The following is a 24,811-nucleotide window of genomic DNA, read 5'->3' as shown; positions in this document are numbered from 1 at the left end:
TCAGGTGCGCTGTGGCGGAATCAGGGAACGGTTGCGGCGGCTGCGGTCATATTCCAGAACCAGGGCACGGGCATAGGCGTCGCTGATGCCGTGTTCGTCCGCGAGCCACGTGGCGCGCTCCTGGCAGCGGGCCACCCCGGGGCCGTGTTCCAGCCTGTCGAACCACTCGTGGAGGTCACGGCCGGTCACAACAGGGATGCGGGCGAGGAGTAGCGCGTGGGTCTCCGGCGAGTGGGTCACCGACATAGGCACCTCCGAACTGTGCGGCACTTACCAGCGACACTGCAAGACAATCTCGATTTGGACAAGACCTGGCGCCCAGCTTTTGCGATTATTTCGCCGGGTGGGGACACTCCCCACCCGGCGCCTGTGTCCGACAGTGCCAGTGCCAGTGTCGGTGTCGGTGGCAGTATCGGTGTGTGCCTCAGCTGAGGCGTTCGAACACCGCGGCCATGCCCTGGCCGCCGCCGACACACATGGTCTCCAGACCCATCGTCCCGTCGTGGAACTGAAGCCCGTTGAGTAGGGTTCCGGTGATGCGGGCCCCGGTCATGCCGAAGGGGTGCCCCACGGCGATGGCACCACCGTTGACATTGAGCTGGTTCTCCACATCGATGCCGAGGTCGTCGGCGGAGGGGAGAACCTGTGCGGCGAACGCCTCGTTGATCTCGACGAGGTCAATGTCGGAGATGCTCAGGTTCGCCCGGTTCAGGGCCTGCCGGGAGGCCTGCACGGGTCCCAGTCCCATGATTTCGGGGGAGAGCCCACTCACCCCCGTGGACACGATGCGCGCCAGGGGAGTGATCCCCAGCTCGGCTGCCTTGCGGTCACTCATGATCACCACTGCGGCCGCGCCGTCGTTGAGTGGGCAGCAGTTGCCCGCGGTCACGGTTCCGTCCGGGCGGAACACCGGCTCGAGGGAGGACACCTTCTCCAGCGAGGTTCCGCGACGCGGGCCGTCGTCGGCGGAGACGACCGTGCCGTCCGCCAGGGTCACCGGTGCGATCTCCCGCTCCCAGAAGCCGTTGTCGATCGAGGCCTCAGCACGGTTCTGCGAACGCACCCCGAACTCGTCCTGCCGTTCCCGGGACACGTTGCGCAGCTGGGCGACGTTCTCCGCCGTCTGTCCCATGGTGATGTAGATATCCGGCAGCAATCCGTCCTCGCGCGGATCCTGCCAGGTCGGGGCGCCACCCTCGGCGCGCTTGGCCGTGCGGGCCTCGGCCTCCCCGAAGAGCGGGTTGCGCGTTTCCGGGAGGGAGTCACTGTTGCCGCTGACGTAGCGGCTCACCATTTCCACACCAGCGGAGACGAAGACGTCGCCCTCACCGGCCTTGATGGCGTGGTAGGCCATTCGCGTGGTCTGGAGGGACGAGGCGCAGTAGCGGGTGGTGGTGGTTCCGGGAACCCCGTCCAGGCCGAGCTGCACCGCGACCACGCGGGCGAGGTTGAATCCCTGTTCTCCACCCGGAAGCCCACATCCCACCATCAGGTCGTCGATCTGACTGGGGTCCAGCTGGGGCACCTTGTCGAGGGTGGAACGAATGATCTGGGCGGTTAGGTCATCGGGGCGAACGTCCTTCAGGGAGCCCTTGAACGCCCGCCCGATAGGGGAGCGTGCGGTGGCGACAATGACGGCTTCGGGCATGATGCTGCCTCCTCACTCGCAGTGCTACTGGTCGGTAGCCTAGTTCGTTCGCTGGCGGTGGCGAGTCGTCGGGGGACGAAATTGGAGCGATACCGACAGTAGATGAATCCGTGTCGTAGCGTGATGGTGGCGTGCCGTCCGCGCCCGGGTGTGGGGCTAGAGTCAGGACCAGGGGCAACCCACAGAATCAGGGCAGATTCCAGGGCAGGAGAGGCGATGCGGATTCACGACTCGTTGCTGGACCTCGTGGGCGACACGCCGTTGGTGCGGCTGCGCTCGCTGGTGCCGGAGGCGGGACCCACGGTCGCGGCCAAGGTCGAATACTTCAACCCGGGGGCGTCGGTCAAGGACCGAATTGCGCTGCGGATGGTGACCGCGGCCGAAGAGTCCGGAGAACTGCGACCCGGGGGAACCATCATCGAACCAACCTCGGGCAACACGGGCGTGGGACTGGCGCTGGTGGCCCAGGAGCGGGGATACCGCTGCGTGTTCGTGTGTCCGGACAAGGTCGGCAGCGATAAGCTCGCCGTGTTGCGGTCCTACGGTGCCGAGGTGGTGGTGTGCCCGACCACGGTCGCACCCGACCACCCGGACTCCTATTACTCGGTGTCCGACCGCCTCACCGCCACCACTCCGGGTGCCTGGAAGCCGGACCAGTACGCCAACCCCAACAATCCGGCCTCCCACTACGCCTCCACGGGGCCGGAGATCTGGGAGCAGACGGACGGCCGGGTCACGCACTTCGTCGCGGGGATCGGTACGGGAGGGACCATCACCGGGGCGGGACGCTACCTCAAGGAGGTCTCCGACGGGCGGGTTCGGATTGTCGGCGCTGACCCGGAGGGTTCGGTCTACTCGGGTGGCAGTGGTCGGCCCTACCTGGTGGAGGGCGTGGGGGAGGACATCTGGCCCGAGACCTATGACCCCTCCATCTGCGACGAGGTGATTCCGGTCAGTGACAAGGAGTCCTTCGTGATGACCCGGCGGTTGGCACGGGAGGAGGGCCTGCTGGTCGGCGGCTCGTGCGGCACCGCGGTGGTGGCGGCGCAACGCCTCGCGGAACGGGTTTCCCCCGAGGACGTCATCGTGGTCCTGTTGCCCGATGGCGGGCGTGGGTATCTGACCAAGATCTTCAACGACGAGTGGATGGCTGACTACGGGTTCCTGGAGTCCGAGACCGAAGAGACCACCGCCGGTGCGGTGCTTGCGGGCAAGAACCGTGGCCTGCCGGACTTCGTCCACGTGCATCCGGACGAGACGGTCGGCACCGCCGTGGAAATCATGCGGGAGTACAGTGTCTCCCAGTTGCCGGTGATGAAGGCCGAACCTCCGGTCATGGCGGCCGAGGTGGTCGGTTCCATCGCCGAACGCGACCTGCTGGACGCGCTGTTCGCCGGGCGGGCGCAGATGGCGGACCCGGTGGAACGACACATGGGCACGCCGCTCCCGGTCGTCGGAAACGGGGAGGCGGTCAGTCGCTGCGTACGTCTGCTGGAGGGTAGCGGTGCGGTCGTGGTCCAGCAGGACGGAAAGCCGGCCGGGGTGCTGACTCGGCAGGACCTGTTGGCCTATCTCGCGGCCTGACCCGGACCTCCATCGGCCCGGCCGAGGCCCGTTGTCCGATCGGGGCCGCCATTGGCCCCGGGGTGCCGGCGGGGATGTCGGGAACCCGTACTAGGGTGACCCCGATTGTTACCGCCAGGTAGTCAGGGGAGGGCCGGCATGCTGACGTGGTTCAGCCAGGCAGCATGGTCCTGGCTGCGACGGTGGGGAGAGATCCGTGCCGGGTCGCGCGCCGCGCGCAGGTTCGCGGCGTTCGGGCCCGGCACGTCCATCGCGTTCCCACCCGCCACCGTGTTCGGGGAGCCATGGATCCGCCTGGGGGCGCACACTGTTCTCGGTGCTGAGATCACACTGACGGCGGGCATGACGCCGGGACACGACCTGGGCGCGGGGACAGTGATCCGGATCGGGAGTGGCTGCGCGATTGGCCGTGGCAGTCACATCGTCGCGCACTCGCGCATTGAGATCGGCGATCACGTGTTCGCGGGGCCCTACGTCTACATCACCGACCAGAACCACACCTACACCGATACCGCGACCCCGGTGGGGTTCCAGTGGCCGGTGGATGACCCGGTCAGCATCGGCTCTGGCTCCTGGTTGGGAGCTTCCGCAGTCATACTCCCGGGGGCGCAGATCGGGCGGAACTGTGTGGTTGCCGCGGGGACGGTGGTGCGGCCGGGCACGTATCCGGACCACAGTGTCGTGGCGGGCGTTCCCGGACGTGTGGTCCGTCGCTATGACCCCAACAAGGGATGGGACCCGCCGATCAGCTCCCCCGCATGACTCCGCTCGACGGCGGCCCGGCCGGGGGATCCAGTGGTTCCGTCCAGCGGCCGGTGGGTGTGCGCGATCGACCACCAGCACCCACCGGGTACGCCTAGGGTTGGGCCATGACGTTCCACGGGTTTGATACACGCGCGATCCACGCCGGTCAGGAGGCTGACACCGAGACCGGGGCCGTGGCCGTTCCGATCTACCAGGTCAGTACCTACCGTCAGGACGGGGTGGGGGGCCTGCGCGGTGGCTACGAGTACAGCCGAACGGGAAATCCCACCCGGTCCGCACTGGAGGAATGCCTCGCCTCGCTGGAACAGGGCGCCCGAGGACTGGCGTTCGCCTCGGGGATGGCCGCCGAGGACACCCTGGTGCGGACGGTCGCCCGACCCGGGGCGCATGTGGTGATTCCTTCAGATGCCTACGGCGGAACCTACCGGCTGTTCGCCCGGGTTCTGAGCTCCTGGGGAGTGGAGTTCGACGCCGTCGCACTGTCCGACCCGGAGGCAGTGCGGGCCGCCATCCGGCCACAGACTGTCGCCGTCTGGGTGGAGACTCCGACCAATCCGTTGCTCAACATCGCCGACATTTCCGCGCTCGCCGAGATCACGCACGCGGCTGGCGCCCTGCTGGTGGTGGACAACACCTTTGCCTCCCCCTATCTCCAGCGGCCCCTCACGCTCGGCGCCGACGTGGTCGTGCACTCCACGACCAAGTACCTCGGTGGTCATTCCGACGTTGTGGGTGGTGCCCTGGTTGTCGCCGAACCCGAACTCGGGGAGCGACTCGCTTTCCACCAGAACACGATGGGCGCCGTGCCGGGGCCGTTCGATGCGTGGCTCACCCTGCGGGGGATCAAGACCCTGGGCGCACGTATGGATCGGCACTGCGCCAACGCCGAACGTATCGTCGCCGAGTTGGTGGAGCATCCGGGGGTCAGTCAGGTGCTGTACCCGGGGCTGGCCGAGCATCCGGGCCACGGGGTCGCCGCCCGGCAGATGCGTGGTTTCGGGGGCATGGTCTCGTTCCGGCTCGTGGGTGGTGCGGAGGCTGCCCTGGCCGTCTGTGACCGTGCGCGGTTGTTCACGCTGGCCGAGTCGCTGGGCGGGGTGGAGTCGCTGATCGAGCATCCGGGGCGGATGACGCATGCGTCGGCCGCTGGTTCGCCGCTGGAAGTTCCCGACGATCTGGTGCGTCTGTCGGTGGGAATCGAGGATGTCCAGGACCAGCTGGCCGATCTGCGTCAGGCCCTCCCCGGGTGAAGCGTCCACCCATCCCGAGGGCGGGATGGGTGGACGATGTGCGGTGCAGACACCACGCGGCGGGGCGGTCGCCCCGCCACCACGTCACGGGAGCGGTAAGGGGATTCGGTGGACGAAACGGACGACGGGTCGACGGTGGTTATCCACACGGACGGGGCATGCAGTGGTAACCCTGGCCCCGGAGGCTGGGGGGTAGTGCTGCGCTGTGGAAACCACTCCAGGGAGCTCTACGGGGGTGAGGCCCGCACAACGAACAACCGGATGGAGCTGATGGCCGCGATCCAGGCTCTGGAGAGCCTGACTCGTCGGGCTTCGGTCGAACTGCATACCGACAGCACCTACGTGCGTCAGGGCATCACCCAGTGGATCGCCAACTGGAAGCGTCGAGGGTGGCTGACCGCAGACCGGAAGCCAGTGAAGAACGCCGACCTGTGGCAGCGGCTGGATCGGATCGCGGCAGAGCACGATGTGCAGTGGAAGTGGGTCAAGGGGCACAGCGGCGACGCTGGCAACGATCGGGCTGATGCCTTGGCCTGTCGTGGGCGGGACGAAGCCGCGGGATAGTACGAGCGGGCAGTGCTTCGTGGACAGGCGTGGGTGCGGGGGCCGCGGGATTTGACGGCGGTGCGGGGGAGTGCGTTCTGCGAGCGATGCCGCTCGCGGCCGTGGTTCCCTGGGCGGTTGGGTGGGCATCCGGTCTGGGCCGGGCCTGAGGAGGTATCGGTTGCGTGGACAGGGCGTGGTAGTGGCCGCCGCCGACGTCGGCGCGCCCTGGGGGCACTCCGCTGCCCGACGGACAGCGGGGCCGGGGCCTGCGGGGACGAACCACGGGTTCGGCAGGGTGGTTCTCATGTGACGGGTAGCGCGGCCGGGGATGCGCTGCGGGGCACTGACGCGGACCCGAACATGCTTGTGCCTTTCCTGGGGCTCCGCAGGGCGTCCCGAACGGTATCCCGACGCCAGGGGCCTGATCGGCGACCCGGCAGGGACCGTCGAACCGGTGGCGCGAGACGAATGCTGAGCGCAATCGGATCCACCACCGGGTGGCGAACCTGCGCACGGGCGCGATCCACGAACTCACCACCGGCATCGCCCGTGAGTACGGGACGGTGGTGGTCGAGGACCTGAACGTGTCTGGCATGCTCCAGAACCGGCGGCTGGCCCGGTCGATCGCTGACGCGGGATTCGGTGAGATCCGCCGACAGCTCACCTACAGGACCGCCTGGAACGGCGGCGGCTGGTCGTGGCCGACCGGTGGTTCGCCTCGTTGAAAACGTGCAGCGGATTCGGGGCGGCGAAAGCCAAGCTCCCCTGTGCGCGCGCACAGTCACCTGCGATGCCTGTGGCCTGACGTTGGACCGGGACCACAACGCCGCGTTGAACCTCGCCGCTTTGGCGGCACGCATGGCCGGTACCGGAGTGACCGGAGACCGGGACACGCACGTGTCGAAGGCTCGCAGAGCTGACCGTGCGACTGGCACCACTCGTTCCAGTCGTCAGGCAGCGGCGGGGCGGGCGGGTGGCGACAACCGCGCGAGCGGACAGAAGCGAGAGACCGTCGTCAGGACACCCAACTCGCGTTGTGGTGACACCGTCACGGACCTTCCGGTCGGAAACGTCCGGAATGCTGACATTCGACGACGGAATCAGTAGCGGAGCCACAGCCGGGGCGTTGTCGAGGGGTGCCTCGGCTGTGGTGCGGGTGCCGGGCGTCGATGCAAACCTCTCCAGTACCCCCAACCGGGGGTTGGCTCGCTGCCGTCCCGTGCAACTCAGTCCTCAGCAACGTGCAGACCGACGACCCTCCGGCCGACCCGGGCGAGCGTGCCGCGCTCGGAGTCGGCTCGGATGGCCCCATAGGCCCCCCGCCTGTCGTCCAGCCGCATCCCGAGGGAGACCGCAGTCAGCCAGCCCAACGCACAGACCAACAGCAGTATCCCGGTAATGGCGATCAGGATTCCCACCGGTGTTCACCTCCCACGGTGCGGTGGAGGCATGAGACCGATCAATCTCCTCTGTCCTGTGATTGGAGTCATGCCAACCTCTTGTGTCTCCAGTGTGCCCGTCCCCCGTCTGCGTAAACAAAACGAGTAGATTGGTTGGCATGAATTCGGATCGGATCTCTGGGTCGAAAAGCAAGCGTGACTGGGTCGCCGAGAGCCTGCGTGCGCGAATCGGTGACGGTAGCTATGCCGAGGGCGCTCGGCTACCGACCGAGGAGGTCCTGGCCGAGGAGTTCGAGATCTCCCGGAACACCGTCCGCGATGCGATGAAAGTGCTCCAGAACGAGGGACTGGTCGTCATCCGGCACGGCAGCGGCACCTACGTCCGCAACAACCAACCCATCGTGCACCTGGCCACCTCCGTGCACGGCTATGTCGATTCGGAGCGGTTCCAGCGCGGCTACGCTCCCCATATGCGGGCCGCTGGCTACGACCAGATCGTGGAGACGGTGGAGATCGCCCTGGACACCGCCTCGGGAGCACGGGCGGTGCGGCTCGGGATTGACCCGGAACTACCGATTGCCCAGCGACAGGTGGTCAAACGCATCTGCGACCGTTTCGTGGAGGGGCAGCTCTGGCAGCGGCAGGTCTCCCATTTCCCGGCCACGATTGCGATGAACACCGAGCTCTCCATCCCACAGCACATCGAGCGGGGAACCCGGGAGGTCCTCCGGGAGCTGGGGTACGAACGAACCTGGTCCTACGACCTGGTTAGTGCCCGGATGCCCTCGCCGCAGGAACGCCAGTCCTTCGGAACCCCGCCCGGCCTGCCGCTGATCGTGCAGGACCGCATCGCCTACTCCGGGGAGCAGCCGATCAGCGATATCCAGACCGTGATGCCCGCGGACCGTCACCAACTGCTCTATGCGGAGGGGGAGGTCGACGAGCGGGTACTCGTTCTCGGATCGGACGTGACCCTGATCGAACGCTGAGACCGCGCCCGGCGAACTTCCCGTTGACTCGGCACGTTTGGGAGCCTGGAAACACAGTGCCCGGAATACCGAGGACCGGGCAGGTCAACGATTGTGGGTGAGACGGGTGGCTCGCTTTGGGGACGGCCTGGCGACAGGCACCGACCTGGTCAGCGCCGCGGAGCGCGCCGTGCAGCAGGCACTGGCAGCCCTGGACGCCATGCCGGATCTGGTCTGCGTCTTTGTGAGCGGCCAGGACGCAGACGAGGTGGCCCTGGCAGGCGAGCGGGCCATGGCTCTGTCCGGGGACGCGGTGACCATCGGATGTAGCTCGACCGGCGTCATCGGCGACGGGCGAGGAGTGGAGAACCAGGGAGCGGTCAGCGTCTGGGCGGCGGTATTGCCCGAGGTGACCATGACACCGTTCACCCTGGACACACTCGCCGAGGATGATCGGGTCGCTGTGGTGGGTATGGCCGAACCTGCTGCGAGCGACCGTGCCGCCCTGCTGCTCGCCAACCCCTACACATTTCCGGCCCAGGCGTTCGTGCGGACCTCGACTGAGGCTCTTGGCGACCTGCCTGTGGTCGGGGGACTGGCTGATGCCATCGGCGGCCGCGACGACGTCCGACTATTCTGCCTGGGCGAGGTTGTGGACCGGGGAGCGGTGGGGATCCTCCTCGGTGGATCCGGCGTCCTGGGAACTGCGGTGAGCCAGGGCTGCTCCCCGGTTGGGCCGGCCGTCGCCGTCACCCGGTCCGAGGACAACGTGCTCAAGGAGATCGCCGGGACTCCGGCCTACACCAAGCTGGAACAGATCGTTGGCTCTCTCCCGCCCGAACAGCAGGATCTCGTGACCGAAGGGCTTCAGGTCGGGATCGCGATGGACGAGTACGCCGACAGTCACGAGCACGGAGACTTTCTGATCCGAGCCATCGTCGGAGCCGATCCCGAGGCCGGCTCCATCGTGGTGGGCGAGGCCGTTGACGTGGGGCAGACCGTCCGATTCCACGTTCGGGACCGGGATACCGCAGAGAAGGACCTCATCGAACGGCTGGAGGCCTTCGCCGAAGACACGGGTGGTCGCGCCGCCGGTGCACTGCTGTTCTCCTGCAACGGGCGCGGAAGTGACATGTTCGCCACGGCGGATCACGATGTGCGCAGTGTCCGCCGCACCTTGGGGATCGATCCGGTCGGGGGGTTCTTCGCCGGTGGCGAGATTGGGCCGGTCTCCGGCCGCAACCACGTGCACGGGTTCACAGCGTGCCTGCTGGCCTTCACCGGGGACGAACACGACTGAAGACACCGAGTGGTCATGCCCGACCGGTACAGGCCCCGGTACTGGCATGCCCAGTCGCCGCAGGGCGACCAGCGCCGATGTGGCGCTGACGCGTCCGATTCTCCCTCGTTCGGGAACTCGCTCCGGCGTGTCGGTTTTGCTCTTATCGGTAGCTGTGTCCTTACTTGGAGTATTCATCCGTGCATGAGGGAGCGGGATCGATGTCACACTCCGGGACCAGCCACGGGACAACGGGCGCCGCGCCTCGTGGTGCGGCCGGCGCCGCAGCCACAACAGTCGCCGCGCTACTCGCGGTCGTCCTGGCGCCGCCGGCTGCTCCGGAGCCCGGCCCCGTTGACGGCGACGACTGGATCGAGCTGTCCCTGGATGAGGCACAGCGCGCCTCCGTAGCCACCAGCGCTGCCCAGCAGCGGCGTGCCTCACCGCCGGGGCCGCAGCGCCCGGCAACGGGGGAGGTGAGTGTCCCGGAGGGTCTGATCACCTTCCCCGCGCGGGAGCTCCCACACGCAACGGAGGCCCTGGGCGTTGCCGTCGAACCCGGCCCGGGCGCGGGGTCGGCGCGTGCCACGCCCGACGCCGAGGATGCAGAGCTGCTGGTGGAGGCGCGGGGAGCACGCCGGGACGGCGGCTGGAGCGAATGGCGGTCCGTGCCACCTGAGCGGGCGGTGACGCCCGACGGTGGCATGGTGACACTTCCGCTGCGCTCCGAGAGGGTACAGGTTCGACTCGCCGTGGACGTGGACGTGACGGATGTGGAAGGGGGAAGTGCCCAGGTCTCTGCGGTGCGTATTCGTCCCGAACCTGAGGACGAGGCTGAGGGTCGGGGCGAGTCCGTGGAGGCCGAACCAGAACACCGTTCCCCGTACTCGGCGCGTCTGTTCGCCACCCGGATCGGTCTGGTGGGGGCCACGACAGCGAACGGGCACACCGTAGGCAGCGAAGACTACTTCGTGGCCCTACCGTCCCGGCGCGGCCTGGCCGAACGCAACAGTGGAAACTACACCGTGCGGGTGTGCGCGGAGAGCACGCAGCGGTGCATATACGTACCCGTGTGGGATGTAGGTCCCTGGAACATCAGCGATGACCACTGGAACCTGGACCGGGAGAATTGGGTGGACCTTCCGCGGGGGCTCCCGCAGGCACAGGCGGCCTACCTCGACGACTACAACGGCGGCCAGGACGGCTTCGGTCGCACCGTACGTAATCCGGCAGGTATCGACCTCGCCGACGGCGCGTTCCGTACCGGGCTGGACCTCCCCACCAACAGCTGGGTGGACGTCGACTACCTATGGACCGGCGACTACCAGCATCGGGGCGAGGTGCGCACCGAAAGCCGGAGTGACCCGGTGGTCCTACGCTCCGCTGCCGACCTGTCCGCCGACGATGTCGGGCGTGCGGCCCACAGTGCCCACGTCGACATCGAGTGTCGGACCACCGGAACATCGGTGCGCGGCCCCGACGGTGTCAGCACCCTGTGGTACCGCATCGGCCCCGACAACTACCTGCCCGCGACCTTCGTCGACCTGGTGCCGGCCGACTCCGAGCGGGACCCGGATCCGGAAGCGGACCCGGATGATCTCCGCATCGCCGACTGCGAGCAGGAGTGACCCGCGGAGAACGCGGGTGCGGGGACGGTCCACTGCCCCGTCCCCGCACATCCACCGACGACACCTGCGTTTCTCCGCTGTGGCTGGTGGCGGATTCTCGACCGGTCGGCTACTCGGCGCCGTAGGGGACGGCGTCGATGATCTCGACGCTGGTGCTCTTGCCGTTGGGCAGACTGTAACTGGCGGTTTCGCCAACCTTCTTGCCGTTGATGGCATGACCGAGAGGCGACTTCGGCGAGTAGACATCGATGGGCGCGCCGCTCTCCTCCCGGGAGGCGAGCAGGAAGGTGATCTCCTCGTCGTCCCCGGCGAACTTGATGGTGACCGTCATGCCGGGACCGACGGTGCCCGCGCTGCGCGGGGCGTCACCCACCCGTGCGTTGTTCAGGATCTGCTGGAGCTGAACGATACGCGCCTCGATCTTGCCCTGCTCCTCCTTGGCGGCGTGGTAGCCACCATTCTCCTTCAGGTCACCCTCTTCCCGAGCGGCTTCGATCCGGTCGGCGATCTCGATGCGACCTGGCCCCGTTAGGTGCTCCAGTTCCGCTTTGAGCCGGTCATACGCCTCCTGGGTCAGCCAGGTGACGTTGTCATCGCGGGTCTCGGTCACGGGAACTCCCAAGGTGTCTACTAGGAACTGCGCGTCTGTGCGGACGCAGCTGAAATTACGAGATTAGCACCGTGCACTGTCACCGCAGGAGCGACAAAACTGTGGACTCAGGGGAAGAAAACTCCCCGGTGAGCCGCCAGATCCGGGAGTGCCAGCGGCGTCACGTCGTCCGCCGGGAAACCGCCGGGCCGGGCCCTGCCCTGTGCGGATGGGGAGGTCGTCCCCATGGGGCGGAGGTGACGGATGGCCACTGCCGGACACTGCCGGGTACTGCCCGCGCACGAGATGCAACCACCCAGTTTACCCGCAGCGCACCGCCCGCACACTCGCTGCCACCGGCACGTCCGCACGGGCGTTGTTCGCTCAGAGCAGTCACCGGTCGAGATCCGCCCGGTGACTACTCGGGGGAGCGTTCCCGACACGAGGTCACTTCCACCATGGACGCCTGACGGGTGGTATCGAAGGTGTGCTCGACGGTGGAAATCCCCTCGCTGAGCTCGACCTCGTCCTGCCCGACCTCAACATGAGTCTCGTCCAACGCGGTGATGAGGCAGTTCGTCGGCGCGGAGGCGTTGACCTCGAAGGTGATCGACGCGGAGGTCTCCGAGGGGGTATCCCAGGCGATCACCTGGTGTGGCACGTTGTAGCCGGCGCCGGTGTAGTTCAGCATCCACGTTCCCCAGCCGAGCGTGAACAGCACGGCAACAACGCCGATTGCCAGAAGCCCGAACACGGGGGCGTTCCCGAAGCGCCGGGGTGTCGTCTCCCCGGGCGGCGGGCCGGCTTCGGTGGAGTCAGAGGACATACGGGAATCTCCGAACGCAGAGGCGACGTTGTCTAAGATAGCCCTAACCGACACAGGTCACCGGCGCACCCCCCGTACCCCCCGTAGCCAGGGATCCACGGGACGCGGTCGCTCGGGTGGCCGTGGTGACTGTCTGCCCAGTGACCCCGAGGGGACCGATCCGTTGTCCGAGCACCTGCGGTTGATGGCTGTTCACGCCCATCCCGATGACGAGTCCAGCAAGGGTGCCGCCACCATGGCGCGGTACGTGGCCGAGGGCGTCGATGTGCTCGTCGTCACCCTGACCGGTGGCGAGCGCGGCTCGATTCTCAACCCCGCCATGGACCGACCCGAGATTCGGGACAACATCGCCGAGATTCGGCGTAAGGAGATGGCCGAGGCGCGCCAGGTCCTGGGTGTACACCAGGAGTTCTCCGGATTCATGGACTCGGGCCTGCCCGAGGGAGATCCGCTACCCCCACTGCCCGAGGGCTGCTTCGCGATCCAGCCCCTGGAGGAGGCCGCGGCCCCGCTGGTGCACTCGGTACGGACCTTTCGGCCGCACGTGATGCTCACCTATGACGAGCAGGGCGGCTACCCCCATCCCGACCACATCAAGTGCCACCAGGTCTCGGTCGAGGCGTTCGACGCGGCCGGGGCCGCCGACCGGTACCCCGAGGCCGGGGCTCCGTGGCAGCCCCTGAAGCTCTACTACCACGTCTCGTTTCCCATGGCCCGATTCGACGCCATCGACCGGGCCCTTGCCGAGCAGGGGCTGGAGAATCCGTTCGCCGAGTGGATGGAGCGAATCCGCGCTCGACGACGGTCCGAGTGGACCATCACCACCCGGGTGCACTGTGCCGACTACTTTCCCGCCCGGGACCGCGCACTCCTCGCGCACGCCACCCAGGTGGACCCGAACGGAATGTGGTTCGCGGTGCCACGGGATGTCGAGCGGGTGGCCTGGCCGACCGAGGACTACCATCTGGCCCGGTCCGCAGTGGGCACCGAGCTTCCGGAGACGGACCTCTTCGCTGGCGTTCGCGAACGCGTGGGAACATAGCTGTTATGAGCCCCGAAACCATCCTGTTCGCGTTGGCCGACTCCGGAGTACCGGACGAGAGTGTGACCCCGGGAGTTCTGGGGTTCCTCGTCATCTTCGCCGTTGGCGCCGGCCTGTTCTTCCTGCTGCGCAGTATGCGCCAGAAGCTGGTCCAGGTTCGGGAGCAGCCCCCCGCGCCCGTACCGGAGCATCGCCGCCCCAGCCCAGACCAGAACCCGTAGTACCCACCGCAGCCCCCGGTGGCGAGCGTCGCCACGAGTGGTGTCGGTGCGGCACAGTGGGGGCATGGTCAACCGTCTCGCCCATGCCACCAGCCCCTACTTGCTCCAGCACGCCGAGAATCCGGTGGACTGGCACCCCTGGGGAGAGGACGCGTTCGCGGAAGCCCGGCGCAGGGATGTGCCCGTGTTGGTGTCGATCGGCTACTCCGCCTGTCACTGGTGCCATGTCATGGCGCACGAGTCCTTCGAGGACGAGGCGACCGCCCGCACGATGAACGAGCTGTTCGTCAACGTCAAGGTGGACCGGGAGGAACGGCCCGACGTCGACGCCGTCTACATGAACGCCACCCAGGCGATGACGGGGCACGGTGGCTGGCCCATGACCGTATTCGCCACACCGGACGGGGAACCGTTCTACTGTGGTACCTACTTTCCCCGTCCCCAGTTCCAGCGGCTCCTGCACGGCGTGGCCGAGGCGTGGCAGAACCAGCGGGAGCAGATTCTCGACCAGGGGCAGCGGGTGGTCGCCGCACTCAGCCAGCCCAGCCCCCTCGACAGCGCCGCCACGCCGCAGCCCACGATTGACGCGGAACTTCTCGCGGTCGCACACCGCACCCTGTACGCCGAGTACGACACGGTCAACGGTGGTTTCGGATCCGCGCCGAAGTTCCCCCCGTCCATGGTGCTGGAGTTCCTGCTGCGGCACCATGACCGGACCGGCCGTACGGATACCAGCCCCCTCGAGGTCGCGGAGCATACCGCCGAGGCCATGGCACGTGGCGGCATCTACGACCAGCTGGGCGGTGGATTCGCCCGCTACTCCGTGGACGAGCACTGGACGGTGCCGCACTTCGAGAAGATGCTCTATGACAACGCGCTGCTCGCACGCTCCTATGCGCACCTGTGGCGCAGCAACGGAAGTGCCCTGGCTCGGCGGGTCGCCTTGGAGACCGCGGAGTGGATGGTGCGGGACCTGGGCACTCCGGAGGGAGGGTTCGCATCGGCTCGGGACGCAGACAGTGCGGGTGAGGAGGGGCTGTTCTACGTGTGGACGCCCCAACAGTTGCGTACGGCACTCGGTGCCGCCGATGGCGACTGGGCTGCGACGGTGTTCGGGGTCACTGAACAGGGGACCTTCGAGCACGGCACCTCGGTCCTGCAACTCCAGCAGGACCCCGAGGACGTCTCGCGTTACCAGAGCATCCGACAGCGCCTGGCCGAGCAGCGCTCCGCGCGGGTATGGCCGGAACGGGACGACAAGATCGTTGCTGCCTGGAACGGTTTGGCGATCGCCGCGTTGTCGGAGGTCGGAGCGCTGTTCGGGCGGGAGGACCTCGTGAACGCCGCCCGCACTGCGGCCCGCCTTCTCGTCGATCTCCACCTGCGGGACGGCCGCCTGCTGCGCACCTCGCGCGATGGCAAGGTCGGTGTGAACGCCGGGGTGTTGGAGGACTACGCCAACACGGCCGAAGGCCTGATCACCCTGTACGGCGTCACGGGGGAAGCCGAATGGGTGCACGTCGCCGGCCAGCTTCTGGAGGTGGTGCTGGCCCGCTTCGGTGACGGCAGCGGAGGCTTCTACGACACCCCGGACGACGCCGAGCCCCTGTTCACACGGCCGCGGGATCCAACCGACAACGCCACCCCGTCGGGGCAGTTCGCGGCGGCGGGGGCGCTGTTGAGCTACGCGGCGCTGACCGGCTCCCAACGACACCGGGCGGCCGCCCATGCGGCGTTGGCTCCGTTGCCCCTGCTGGCCCAGCGCGCTCCCCGGTTCGCTGGGTGGGGACTGGCCGTGGCGGAGGCGTTCCTGGCCGGTCCGACCGAGATCGCGGTTGTGGGGCAACCCGGTAGCCCGGACCGGGAGCAGCTCCATGCCGCCGCACTGACCTGTACCAGTCCGGGGGCAGTGATCGCCCTGGGGGATGGTCACCAGGATGATGGGGTCCCGTTGCTGCGCGGACGTGCTCCCGTCGATGATGGGCCAGCCGCCTACGTGTGTCGTCAGATGACCTGCCAGCGCCCGGTAACCTCCGTGGAACAGCTGCGTCGCGCCCTGGTCGAAGCCTGACTCCGGCCATAGCCTCCGGGGGAGGCCTCCGGTCTGCGTCCGGCATATGATGCTTCGGCCCCATGCGGCCGGCTCGTGCGTGCCACGTCCGGAACTGGTCATCCTGGTTCGACGGCGGCCGGTCGGGAAAGCCGTACCAAGCGGGTATGCGTGAGGATGGGGCATTTTTCGGGCGCCACAGCGTGTCCGTGCGGTTGGTCGGGGCGCGCCATGCGCACCAGCCCCGTCGTCGCCGGCGGGACCCATCCGGTGCCCTGGCCTGCTGACCCAGGATTTGCGAGGGGTCGCCGTGAACAGTGGGACGACGTGCGTCGAGAGTCTGGCGAGCCGGGCACGTATGGGTGACGAGGCGGCACTGGACGCGCTGGTGCGGCGTCTGCACCCGGAGGTGCTCCGGCGCTGTGCCCGCTTCCTCCCCTGCCGGCAGGACGCAGCCGAAGCATGCCGGCAGGCGCTGTCCCGGGTGAGTCGCGATATCCACACCCGCGCCGACGATTCGTCGTTCACCCCCTGGTTGTATACCGTGGTGTCGGAGTCTGCCCGCCAGACGTACCGGGCGTTGCGCGAGCATGCGCGTCAGCGGGCCCAGTCCATCACCGGGAACGAGGTGATCGTCCCGCCCCAGGACCCCCGCACCACGAGCGTGCTCTCCGGATCGCGGATCGGACTGCTGGAAGCCCTGGACGAGCTGGAGCGGGAACGTCCCGACCTCGTGCGGCCACTCGTGTTGCGGGATTTGTGCCAGGTGGACTACGAACAGGTCGCACGGGCCCTGGGACTATCCCTGGGGACCGTGAAGTCAAGGATTCACGAGGGGCGCAAGCACCTGCGGCGCTCCCTCTCCGCGGGTGAGCGAAAGGTAGCGACGCATGGGGTTGCGTAACCTCCTGTACTGGCTCTACGAACGACGACTCGAACGGGAGCTGGGGCACTACCAGATTCCCCAGCACGTCGGTGTGATCCTGGATGGCAACCGGCGCTGGGCCCGCACGAGTGGCTTCGTGAGTGTGCAGGACGGTCACCAGGCGGGGGCCGACAAGATCTTCGACCTGTTGGGCTGGTGCGACGAGGTCGGGGTGCAGGTCGTCACCCTCTGGCTGTTGTCCACCGACAACTTCTCTCGGCCCCAGCAGGAACTTGCCCCGCTCCTCGACATCATCGAGTCCACGGTGCAGCGCCTGCGCAGTGAGGGCTGGCACGTCAACCCGATGGGGGCGCACGACCTGCTTCCGGAACCCACAGCCCGGGTGTTGAAGGAAGCCGGCGCGGACACCGCCCACAACCCGGGACCGATCGTGAACGTTGCGGTGGGGTACGGGGGACGGCGGGAGATCACGGACGCGGTGCGATCGCTCCTGCTGGAGGAGGCGGAGAAGGGCACGACCCTCACCGAGCTGGCGAGCCGGCTGGAACTGGACGACATCGGCGAGCACCTCTACACCCGCGGCCAACCCGACCCGGACCTGGTGATTCGCACCTCGGGCGAACAGCGACTGTCCGGATTTCTGCTGTGGCAGAGCGCGCACTCGGAGTTCTACTTCTGTGAAGTCTTCTGGCCGGCCTTCCGCCGGGTGGACTTCCTGCGGGCGCTGCGGGCTTTTGGGGCCCGCAGCCGACGGTTCGGCGGCTAGGGTCCGTTTTTTGGGGCGGCCGGAGGGCGGGTCGATGCGCTGAGGACCCTGGTGGGCCCGGCGGGATCACCGTGGACACACCGACCTCGTCGGAGTGGCTACCGGACCTGAGGTGCCTTCGTGCCACCCGTGCCCCGCTGGCCGTCGTACGGGGGACGGGAAACGGGGGACGGGGAACACTGCCAGGGCGCGCCGCTGCCGGCTGCTGAGGCAGCCCGCACGGGAGGCCAGGCACCGGGACCACATTCCTGGCGAGGCAACCGTCACCCGCGTAGGCCAAGCGCCCAATCCGGGGGGTGGTCCGGTCCCCTGGTGGGTTGTGGCCACGGCCAGCATGGTGGAACACGGTGCACCCGCCGCTGCCGCAGGGTGGTGCCCGTGGCGAACCAGCCCCGGAGTCGTTCCCGGACGGACCCCAGGGATTTACCGCTGAGGACTGTTGCGCGTCGATCGTGCCGGGTACGGTCACTAATGGCGGTCGGCGCACGTCCCGGCCGCTCGGGAGGCCCGACGTAGTGACGGTCCTGTACGTGTCAGGAACTGTTCTCTCCCAGGGCCGGTCCCGGCCCTGCCGGGCCGCCCGGTCCTTGGAGTCCCGTGCTACGAGGGCGCCCGTGTGGTGCCCGGGGGAGAACGAGTGGCTAGTTCCTCGATCCGTCGCCACAGCAGTCACCAGACTCAGGAGTGTGACACCCCACAGCGGCGTACCTATGTTCTCGACACCAGCGTCCTGCTCGCCGATCCCAGAGCGATGGCGCGGTTCGCCGAGCATGAGGTGATCCTCCCGATCGTCGTTATCACCGAGCTGGAGGCGAAGCGCGACCATCCCGAGCTCGGCTATTTCGCCCGGGAGGCACTGCGCCTGTTGGACGATCTGCGGGAGGAGAACGGCGGTCTCGACGAGGCGGTTCCGGTCAATGAGGAAGGCGGCACGCTACGGGTGGAACTGAACCATGCCGACCCGGGCGTCCTGCCGGCGGGGTTTCGGCAGGATTCCGGGGATACCCGGATCCTGGCGGTAGCTCGCGCGCTGGCCCTGGAGGAACACGACGTCGTTTTGGTCAGTAAAGACCTTCCCCTGCGTATCAAGGCGTCCTCCATCGGTCTCAGCGCCGAGGAGTATCGGGCCGAACTCGCGATCGAACACGGCTGGACCGGTATGGCCGAGCTGGACGTTCCCGCACACGAGGTCGCCGAGTTGTTTCGTTCCGCAACGGCAGACATCGAGGCCGCCCGCGAGCTTCCGTGCCACACGGGGTTGGTTCTGGTCTCGGAGCGAGGCAAGGCACTGGGACGGGTACTGCCGGACAAATCGGTTCGGGTCGTGCACGGGGATCGGGATGTCTTTGGTCTGCATGGGCGCAGCGCCGAGCAGCGCGTAGCCTTGGACCTGCTCACCGATCCCGACATCGGGATCGTCTCGTTGGGGGGACGTGCCGGAACAGGCAAATCGGCACTGGCTCTGTGCGCGGGGCTGGAGGCGGTACTGGAACGAGGCCAGCACCGTAAGGTGGTGGTCTTCCGGCCACTGCACGCCGTCGGGGATCAGGAGCTTGGGTACCTGCCCGGCGGCGAGTACGAGAAGATGTCGCCGTGGTCCCAGGCCGTCCATGACACCCTCTCCGCGCTCACGACCCAGGACGTGATCGACGAGGTGGTCGAGCGGGGAATGTTGGAGGTGCTACCGCTGACCCACATCCGGGGCCGTTCCTTGCACGACTCCTTCGTCATCGTCGATGAGGCCCAGTCGCTGGAACGTGGCGTCCTGCTGACGGTCCTCTCCCGGCTCGGTGCGGACTCACGCGTTGTCCTCACACACGATGTGGCCCAGCGGGACAACTTGCGGGTGGGGCGCTACGACGGTGTGGCCGCGGTGGTGGAGCGGCTCAAGGGGCATCCCCTGTTCGCCCATGTGACCCTGAATCGTTCGGAACGGTCCCAGATTGCCGCACTGGTGACCAAGCTCCTCGCTGGCTGACCGCCCGGTTGGCGTCTGCTGTGTATCCGCATATCCCGCGTATCCCAGGGAGTAGCGCGGGAGACACCGGGGTTCGGCGTGCGCCGAACCCCGGTGCGGTCGTGCCCCGTAGCCCGCCCCCGTCCTGGGCTGACCCGGTTCACGGCACCGCGATCGGTACACTCCCAGACCCACTCCGGGGCCGCATCGGTTGCGATACTCACGTCGGCGTGAGTATCCCCCCTTTCGGTGTCGGACACGTCACTGTTGCGCTGTCGGGGTGGGGAGCGAGACGGATATGCCCCGCACCGCGGCGCTCAGGGTGCTCTATACCGATACGGTCGTCATGAGTGTGATTCAGGTCATATACTGTTTTGCGTTATTCGCCTGTGATGATGCGGCATTGTGGTTCCCGATCAGGTGAAGGAACCCCCGGAGCGCGTGGCGTGAACACACGTTTCGCCAGCCCCCGGCGCTCGGCCGCATCGACGGAACCAGGACACCCCAAGGTTCCGTCCACCACATGACTCTGGCCTTGGGGGAGGGTCGATCGCGTGTCCCCGCGCGACGTGCGACTGACGAAAGGGCACTCCTTGTTACTCAATCGGATCTCGCTGCGCTCCGCCGCAGCGGTCGGATCGGCCACGATGGTCGTGGGCGCAACGTTTGCCGTGTCCGCGTTCGCGGACAGTGGTCAACCAGAGCAGACCTCCGCGCAGGCGGCCCCGGAAGTCACCGAGGAAAGCAGCCCGTTCTTTGGTGAGGGACAGGACCTGTCCGAGGAGGAGCTGGAGGCGCTCCAGGAACAGTCGTCCGAGGTGACCGCCGGATCCGCAGCCAGCGCCGCTGGCACGGTCGAAGAGGACGAGGAAGAAGAGGAAGAAGAGGAAGAACAAGAGGAAGAGCCCGAGGCCACCGGAGGCTCGGTGCCATCCGGATCTCCGCGGGAGATCGCCCAGGCCATGCTCGGCGACTACGGGTGGGGACAGGACCAGTGGAGCTGCCTGGACAACCTGTGGGAGAAGGAGAGCAACTGGGACCACACCGCGGAGAACCCCAGCTCTGGTGCCTACGGCATTCCACAGTCCCTACCGGGTGACAAGATGGCTTCGGCCGGGGCTGACTGGCGCACGAACCCCGCCACCCAGATCGAGTGGGGCTTGGGTTACATCGACGAGCAGTACGGCAGCCCGTGCGGTGCCTGGGGCCACTCCCAGCAGCACAACTGGTACTGACGGGCGAGGCGGGTCGCCACAGCCCCGCCCACGACATGAACCCGGGTGGGCACAAACGTTGCCCACCCGGGTTCATGTCGTGGCCGGGGCTTCCCTGCCACCTCGGGTCCGGTGCGGGGTGACCAACGGCTCCACGGGACCTCAGGCTGGCGGATTGAAGGTCTCCAGCGAATGTTGGATCTCCGCTTCGTACTCATCCCGGAGTTGCTGGGCACCGTTCCAACTGAGGAAGTAGTACAGGTCCGACTCCACATGGATCACCCGCACCACGGTGAACCGCTCCGGATCGTCGTAGGCGCGCGCCTCCTGCGGAATCAGTGTGTAGTGCACCTCTCCGATGGCGACGTCCCAGTCGGCGGGATGGTGGGTGTCCGGTTCCTCGTCCAGCCGCACCTGCTCCGGCTCGTCCTGCGCGTCGGGGGACACCCCGTCGACAAACGCCTCGAGCTGGGTGCGCGCGTCGAACTCCGCGGGGTCGGTGTACACCCCAATCGTCATCCGTATCTCGTCATCGGGGTGTTCGAAGTCGGTGTACATATCGTTGTCATCGTCATGCTGCTCGTCGATTTCCCACCCCGCGGGATACTCCACGGCGAATCCCACCTCATCGTAGAGATCGTAGTCCGCGGAGTAGAGAACGCTCCAGGCGGTCGCGGCAACCAGAACCAGCACCACGACCACGACCGCACTGGCAGCGGTCCACAGCAGCCATGGCCGGGGAGCACTCCCCGCGGTGGAGTAGTGGGCTGGAGGCCCGGGCGGGACGTGATCCGGACGTGGGGTGGGGCCGGACGGTCCGGACAGCGCCGGGCTGGAGCCCGTGGGCCCGTACGGTGGAACGGCTGGCCCGGGTGGCGGGGGCGTGCTGGGACCCGGTGGTGGCGCGTGTGCCGGCTGGACCGGGGAAGTCCCTGGGGCCGCAGCGGGAGGCGGGGCCATGGTGCTGCCCCCCGATGGTGACCGGGTCTGGTGGACGGGAGTCTGGGCGAGCTGGGTGGCCGCGGTGGCGGCGTCGAGCCGGTGGCTGGGGTCGCGGGTGAGGAGCCCCATCAGGGTGGGGGTCAGTGGGCCGGCATTGGTGGGGGGTGGGATGTCGCCATTGACGATGGCACTGAGGGTGGCGGGCAGGGTGGGGCGGTTGAAGGGGGAGCCGCCGTCCAGGAGGGCGTAGAGGGTGACACCGAGACTCCAGAGGTCGGTGGCCGGGCTGGCGGGGTGTCCCTCGAGGATCTCGGGAGCCATGTAGGAGGGAGAACCAACCAGGGCGCCCGTGCGCGTAATGGAGGTTTCGCCCTCGATGTTGGCGATACCGAAGTCGGTGAGGAAGGGCTTGCCGTCGGTGGTGTAGAGGACGTTCGCGGGCTTGACGTCCCGGTGGACGACCCCGGCTTGGTGGGCGGTGTTCAGGGCGTCGATGAGGGTGGTGGCGATACTGTGTACGGTGGCGGGGGAGAGCGGGCCGTCCTCGTTCAGGACTTTCTCCAGGGACCTGCCTTCGGCGAGTTGCATCACGATCCAGGGGTGGCCCTCATGTTCGAGGACGTCGTGGATGGCGATGATCGCGGGGTGGCTTAACCGGGCGGCGGACCGGGCCTCGCGGCGTACCCGGGCGTGGGCGTCGGCGCGTTCCTGTTCACTGAGGTCGCTACCGAGGGTGACCTCCTTGATGGCGACGTCCCGTTCCAGGTCGGCGTCCCAGGCGTGCCAGACCGCACCCATGCCGCCGCGACCCAGCTCCCGCCGCAGGCGATACCGTCCCGCGACGATGCGTTCTCCGTTCCGCTCTTCCACTGACATGAACATCTCCCCTGGGGGCGCGGGTTGACAGGCAGGGTACTGCGCAGGGTACTGCGCTCAGACGTGCACCACATGCATGCTGTTGCCCGTTGTGTGCGGCCGGAATGGGACACCTGTGGGCACACACGGAGGGGTGTTGGGTTCAGGACAGCCCTGGACAACAGTCCGGACCCACACGCAGTGCCGCCACGAACCCCAACGGCTCATGGCGGCACGTGTGGACCGGGTCCGGCGCTGGTGACTCCGGAGAACGAGCCTACTGGGAGTTGGTCATCCCCAACACGTCCAGGGCCTCGTCCAACTGCTCCTTGGTGAGCAGGCCCTGCTCGATGTAGCCGCGATCCAGGACAACCTCGCGGATGGTGCGTTTCTGTGCCAGGGCCTGCTTGGCGACCTTGGCGGCCTCCTCGTAGCCGATGTAACGGTTCAACGGCGTAACGATCGACGGTGAGGAGGCGGCGTACTCGGCGCACTGCTGTTCATTGGCCGTCAGACCGGCCACACACCGCTGGGCGAATACCTGCGAGATGTTGCTCAGCAGCCGGATCGACTCCAGTACGTTGCGGGCGATCAGGGGCAGCTGAACATTGAGTTCGAAATTCCCGGAGGAGCCACCGAAGGCAACGGCAGCATCATTGCCCACAACCTGGGAGGCAACCTGAAGCATGGCCTCGGGCAGGACGGGGTTGACCTTGCCGGGCATGATCGATGAGCCGGGTTGGAGATCGGGCAGGTACAGTTCGCTCAGCCCGGTGCGGGGACCAGAGCCCATCCATCTGATGTCGTTGGCGATCTTCACGAGACTGACCGCGATCGTGCGCAGCTGCCCCGACAGTTCCACCAACCCGTCCCGGGCCCCCTGGGCCTCGAAGTGGTCCCGTGCCTCGGACAGTGGAAGCCCGGTGGTGCGCGCGATCTCGGCGATCACCCGGCCAGCGAAACCCTCGGGGGTGTTGATCCCCGTTCCCACGGCGGTTCCACCCAGCGGAAGCTCGCCCACACGGGGCAACACGGCCTCCAGCCGCTCCACGCCCGTGCGCACCTGTGCCGCATAACCGGCGAACTCCTGTCCCAGGGTCACCGGAGTCGCGTCCATGAGGTGCGTGCGCCCGCTCTTGACCACGGTCGCGAACTCGACGGACTTGCGGGTCAACTCACCCTCCAGCTCCCGTAGCGCCGGGATCAGGTGGTTCACGACCGCCTGCGTCGCGGCGATGTGGATCGCGGAGGGGAACACGTCGTTGGAGGATTGGGCGGCGTTGACATGGTCGTTGGGGTGAACGTCCCGGCCCAGTCGTTCGGAGGCCAGAGTGGCCACCACCTCGTTGGTGTTCATGTTGCTGGACGTGCCGGAACCGGTCTGGAACACGTCGATGGGGAACTGGTCGTTCCACTGCCCCGCCGCTACCTCGCTGGCCGCGGCGTGGATCGCCTCGGCCATGTCGCTGGGCAGCATGCCAAGCTCAGCGTTGACGCGGGCTGCGGCCGCCTTGATGTGCCCCAGGGCCGCAATATGCGCGTTCTCCAAGCCCTGGCCGGAAATCGGAAAGTTCTCCACCGCCCGTTGGGTCTGCGCGCGCCACTTGGCGTCAACGGGCACCTGTACCTCACCCATCGAGTCGTGCTCGATGCGGAATTCACTCATCGTCTCCTGACCTCCACTGGAACAACCTGGTCCCAAGATTGCCAGACGGGTGGCGGGCACGTCCGAGGGGGAGGCCAGTGGCGCCCAGCGTGCTGTGCACGAATTCAGCAGCCTCACTCCAGCTCACGTCGGCGTCTGCGCCACAGGGACCAGCGCCGCCGCGGGGAACGCACCCGCAGTGAGCCCAGCAGGCAGAATCCCTCCAGTTCCAGGATCGGCGGATCGTCGCTGCGCGGCGGACGCGTGTTGGTGTGACGGCGCCCCAGGAAGGCCCAGCCCCGGATGCGAACCTCAACCTCGTCCGGGAGGTGGACGACCACACGTCCCAATATCGCCGAGGCGTGCATGCGCACGTGCCGACGCACCATCAGTGCTTCGCGGAGGTCCAGTTCGACCGTGGTGCCCAGAGCGAAACTGACGTGCCGCGCCGGAACGACCCAGCGGCCCGCTCGGCGCTCACCGCGGAACAGGGCGATCACGGGCTCGGACCGCAGCTGAATGGGCTGCTCGGCGGGTGGAAGTAGATCTTCGGTGACACTCACGAGCTCGCCCAGGGTCCGCGCCGTGTGGACCCGTTCGGCGCGTTCGTTGTGTTCGTCGAGGTCGATCCGGCCGTCCGTTGCCGCATCCCGTAACACCGCCAGGACCCGTTCCCGGTCAGCGTCGCCGGCGCGCATCCGGGGCGGGGGCACTCCCTCGCTCATGGAACCCAAGCCTATCGAGGGTCGG

Annotated in this window: 24 protein-coding genes; 16 read left to right on the top strand and 8 right to left on the bottom strand. The window is 67.6% G+C overall.

The annotated features are described in order from the left end of the window. Both RIF23_RS17830 and RIF23_RS17825 read right to left on the bottom strand, forming a co-directional pair. Positions 1-246, bottom strand: a complete 246-nt coding sequence (locus RIF23_RS17830) for a DUF4287 domain-containing protein (protein WP_310913728.1) — start codon at positions 244-246, stop codon at positions 1-3. Positions 247-424: 178 nt separating this feature from the next. Beyond that, complete coding sequence (locus RIF23_RS17825; protein ID WP_310913727.1) at positions 425-1,648, bottom strand: acetyl-CoA C-acetyltransferase; 1,224 nt, start codon at positions 1,646-1,648, stop codon at positions 425-427. Positions 1,649-1,864: 216 nt separating this feature from the next. Between RIF23_RS17825 and RIF23_RS17820 the strand changes: the two genes are divergently transcribed. From RIF23_RS17820 to RIF23_RS20865, 6 genes are all read left to right on the top strand, one after another. Continuing rightward, positions 1,865-3,232 carry a cystathionine beta-synthase gene (locus tag RIF23_RS17820; protein WP_310913726.1) on the top strand — a complete coding sequence of 456 codons (1,368 nt, stop codon included), beginning with the start codon at positions 1,865-1,867 and terminating at the stop codon, positions 3,230-3,232. 138 nt (positions 3,233-3,370) lie between these two features. Continuing rightward, positions 3,371-3,994 (top strand): DapH/DapD/GlmU-related protein, encoded by a 624-nt coding sequence (locus RIF23_RS17815; RefSeq protein ID WP_310913725.1) that lies wholly within the window; start codon positions 3,371-3,373, stop codon positions 3,992-3,994. Between the two features lie 107 nt (positions 3,995-4,101). Then, entirely contained in the window at positions 4,102-5,247 is a 1,146-nt protein-coding gene (locus RIF23_RS17810; protein ID WP_310913724.1) for a cystathionine gamma-synthase, read from the top strand. A 108-nt stretch (positions 5,248-5,355) separates the two neighbouring features. Then, positions 5,356-5,811 (top strand): ribonuclease HI, encoded by a 456-nt coding sequence (gene rnhA / locus RIF23_RS17805; RefSeq protein ID WP_310913723.1) that lies wholly within the window; start codon positions 5,356-5,358, stop codon positions 5,809-5,811. 479 nt (positions 5,812-6,290) lie between these two features. Then, positions 6,291-6,518 carry a transposase gene (locus RIF23_RS17800; protein WP_310913722.1) on the top strand — a complete coding sequence of 76 codons (228 nt, stop codon included), beginning with the start codon at positions 6,291-6,293 and terminating at the stop codon, positions 6,516-6,518. Further along, a complete protein-coding gene (locus tag RIF23_RS20865) occupies positions 6,436-6,900 on the top strand; it encodes a zinc ribbon domain-containing protein (RefSeq protein WP_407659504.1) in 465 nt (154 codons plus the stop codon). Before RIF23_RS17800 ends, RIF23_RS20865 begins: the two co-directional genes overlap by 83 nt. A 119-nt stretch (positions 6,901-7,019) precedes the next feature. Here the strand turns inward: RIF23_RS20865 and RIF23_RS17795 are convergent, their stop codons facing one another. Then, on the bottom strand, positions 7,020-7,211 hold the full coding sequence (locus RIF23_RS17795; protein WP_310913721.1) for a hypothetical protein: 192 nt from the start codon (positions 7,209-7,211) through the stop codon (positions 7,020-7,022). Positions 7,212-7,351: 140 nt separating this feature from the next. On the opposite strand from RIF23_RS17795, the gene RIF23_RS17790 reads away from it, so the two are divergent. The 3 genes from RIF23_RS17790 (at position 7,352) to RIF23_RS17780 (ending at position 11,068) form a co-directional block, all read left to right on the top strand. Next, positions 7,352-8,182, top strand: coding sequence for a GntR family transcriptional regulator (locus tag RIF23_RS17790; RefSeq protein WP_310913720.1), 831 nt, complete (start codon positions 7,352-7,354; stop codon positions 8,180-8,182). Positions 8,183-8,288: 106 nt separating this feature from the next. Then, on the top strand, positions 8,289-9,461 hold the full coding sequence (locus RIF23_RS17785) for an FIST signal transduction protein (RefSeq protein ID WP_310913719.1): 1,173 nt from the start codon (positions 8,289-8,291) through the stop codon (positions 9,459-9,461). A gap of 200 nt (positions 9,462-9,661) precedes the next feature. Then, positions 9,662-11,068, top strand: a complete 1,407-nt coding sequence (locus RIF23_RS17780) for a hypothetical protein (protein WP_310913718.1) — start codon at positions 9,662-9,664, stop codon at positions 11,066-11,068. Positions 11,069-11,177: 109 nt separating this feature from the next. Here RIF23_RS17780 and greA read toward each other — a convergent pair whose 3' ends face one another. Then, entirely contained in the window at positions 11,178-11,678 is a 501-nt protein-coding gene (gene greA / locus RIF23_RS17775) for a transcription elongation factor GreA (RefSeq protein WP_310913717.1), read from the bottom strand. Between the two features lie 397 nt (positions 11,679-12,075). After that, positions 12,076-12,483, bottom strand: coding sequence for a DUF4307 domain-containing protein (locus RIF23_RS17770; RefSeq protein ID WP_310913716.1), 408 nt, complete (start codon positions 12,481-12,483; stop codon positions 12,076-12,078). Between the two features lie 163 nt (positions 12,484-12,646). Between RIF23_RS17770 and mca the strand changes: the two genes are divergently transcribed. From mca to RIF23_RS17735, 7 genes are all read left to right on the top strand, one after another. Continuing rightward, on the top strand, positions 12,647-13,525 hold the full coding sequence (gene mca / locus RIF23_RS17765; protein ID WP_310913714.1) for a mycothiol conjugate amidase Mca: 879 nt from the start codon (positions 12,647-12,649) through the stop codon (positions 13,523-13,525). Between the two features lie 5 nt (positions 13,526-13,530). Then, the gene (locus RIF23_RS17760) at positions 13,531-13,746 is read left to right on the top strand and encodes a hypothetical protein (protein WP_310913713.1); all 216 of its coding nucleotides are present in this window, start codon (positions 13,531-13,533) and stop codon (positions 13,744-13,746) included. A 64-nt stretch (positions 13,747-13,810) separates the two neighbouring features. Continuing rightward, positions 13,811-15,817 carry a thioredoxin domain-containing protein gene (locus RIF23_RS17755; RefSeq protein WP_310913998.1) on the top strand — a complete coding sequence of 669 codons (2,007 nt, stop codon included), beginning with the start codon at positions 13,811-13,813 and terminating at the stop codon, positions 15,815-15,817. Positions 15,818-16,106: 289 nt separating this feature from the next. Next, positions 16,107-16,700, top strand: coding sequence for an RNA polymerase sigma factor (locus tag RIF23_RS17750; protein WP_310913712.1), 594 nt, complete (start codon positions 16,107-16,109; stop codon positions 16,698-16,700). Then, on the top strand, positions 16,687-17,448 hold the full coding sequence (locus tag RIF23_RS17745; protein WP_310913711.1) for an isoprenyl transferase: 762 nt from the start codon (positions 16,687-16,689) through the stop codon (positions 17,446-17,448). The genes RIF23_RS17750 and RIF23_RS17745 overlap by 14 nt, the downstream gene beginning before the upstream one ends. 652 nt (positions 17,449-18,100) lie before the next feature. Beyond that, the gene (locus RIF23_RS17740) at positions 18,101-19,426 is read left to right on the top strand and encodes a PhoH family protein (protein ID WP_310913997.1); all 1,326 of its coding nucleotides are present in this window, start codon (positions 18,101-18,103) and stop codon (positions 19,424-19,426) included. Positions 19,427-19,998: 572 nt separating this feature from the next. Continuing rightward, on the top strand, positions 19,999-20,640 hold the full coding sequence (locus RIF23_RS17735) for an aggregation-promoting factor C-terminal-like domain-containing protein (protein WP_310913996.1): 642 nt from the start codon (positions 19,999-20,001) through the stop codon (positions 20,638-20,640). Positions 20,641-20,781: 141 nt separating this feature from the next. Here RIF23_RS17735 and RIF23_RS17730 read toward each other — a convergent pair whose 3' ends face one another. From RIF23_RS17730 to RIF23_RS17720, 3 genes are all read right to left on the bottom strand, one after another. Further along, entirely contained in the window at positions 20,782-22,437 is a 1,656-nt protein-coding gene (locus RIF23_RS17730; RefSeq protein ID WP_310913710.1) for a serine/threonine-protein kinase, read from the bottom strand. Positions 22,438-22,693: 256 nt separating this feature from the next. Further along, positions 22,694-24,082: a class II fumarate hydratase gene (locus RIF23_RS17725; protein WP_310913709.1), complete on the bottom strand. Its 1,389-nt coding sequence runs from the start codon at positions 24,080-24,082 to the stop codon at positions 22,694-22,696. 113 nt (positions 24,083-24,195) lie between these two features. Next, positions 24,196-24,786 (bottom strand): DUF1707 SHOCT-like domain-containing protein, encoded by a 591-nt coding sequence (locus RIF23_RS17720; RefSeq protein ID WP_310913708.1) that lies wholly within the window; start codon positions 24,784-24,786, stop codon positions 24,196-24,198. Between the last annotated feature and the right edge of the window lie 25 nt (positions 24,787-24,811).

The organism is Lipingzhangella rawalii, assembly GCF_031628175.1.
Lineage (GTDB): Bacteria > Actinomycetota > Actinomycetes > Streptosporangiales > Streptosporangiaceae > Lipingzhangella_A > Lipingzhangella_A rawalii.
The sequence above is the reverse complement of the archived record's forward strand: the minus strand, read 5'-3'. Positions and strand labels throughout refer to the sequence as shown.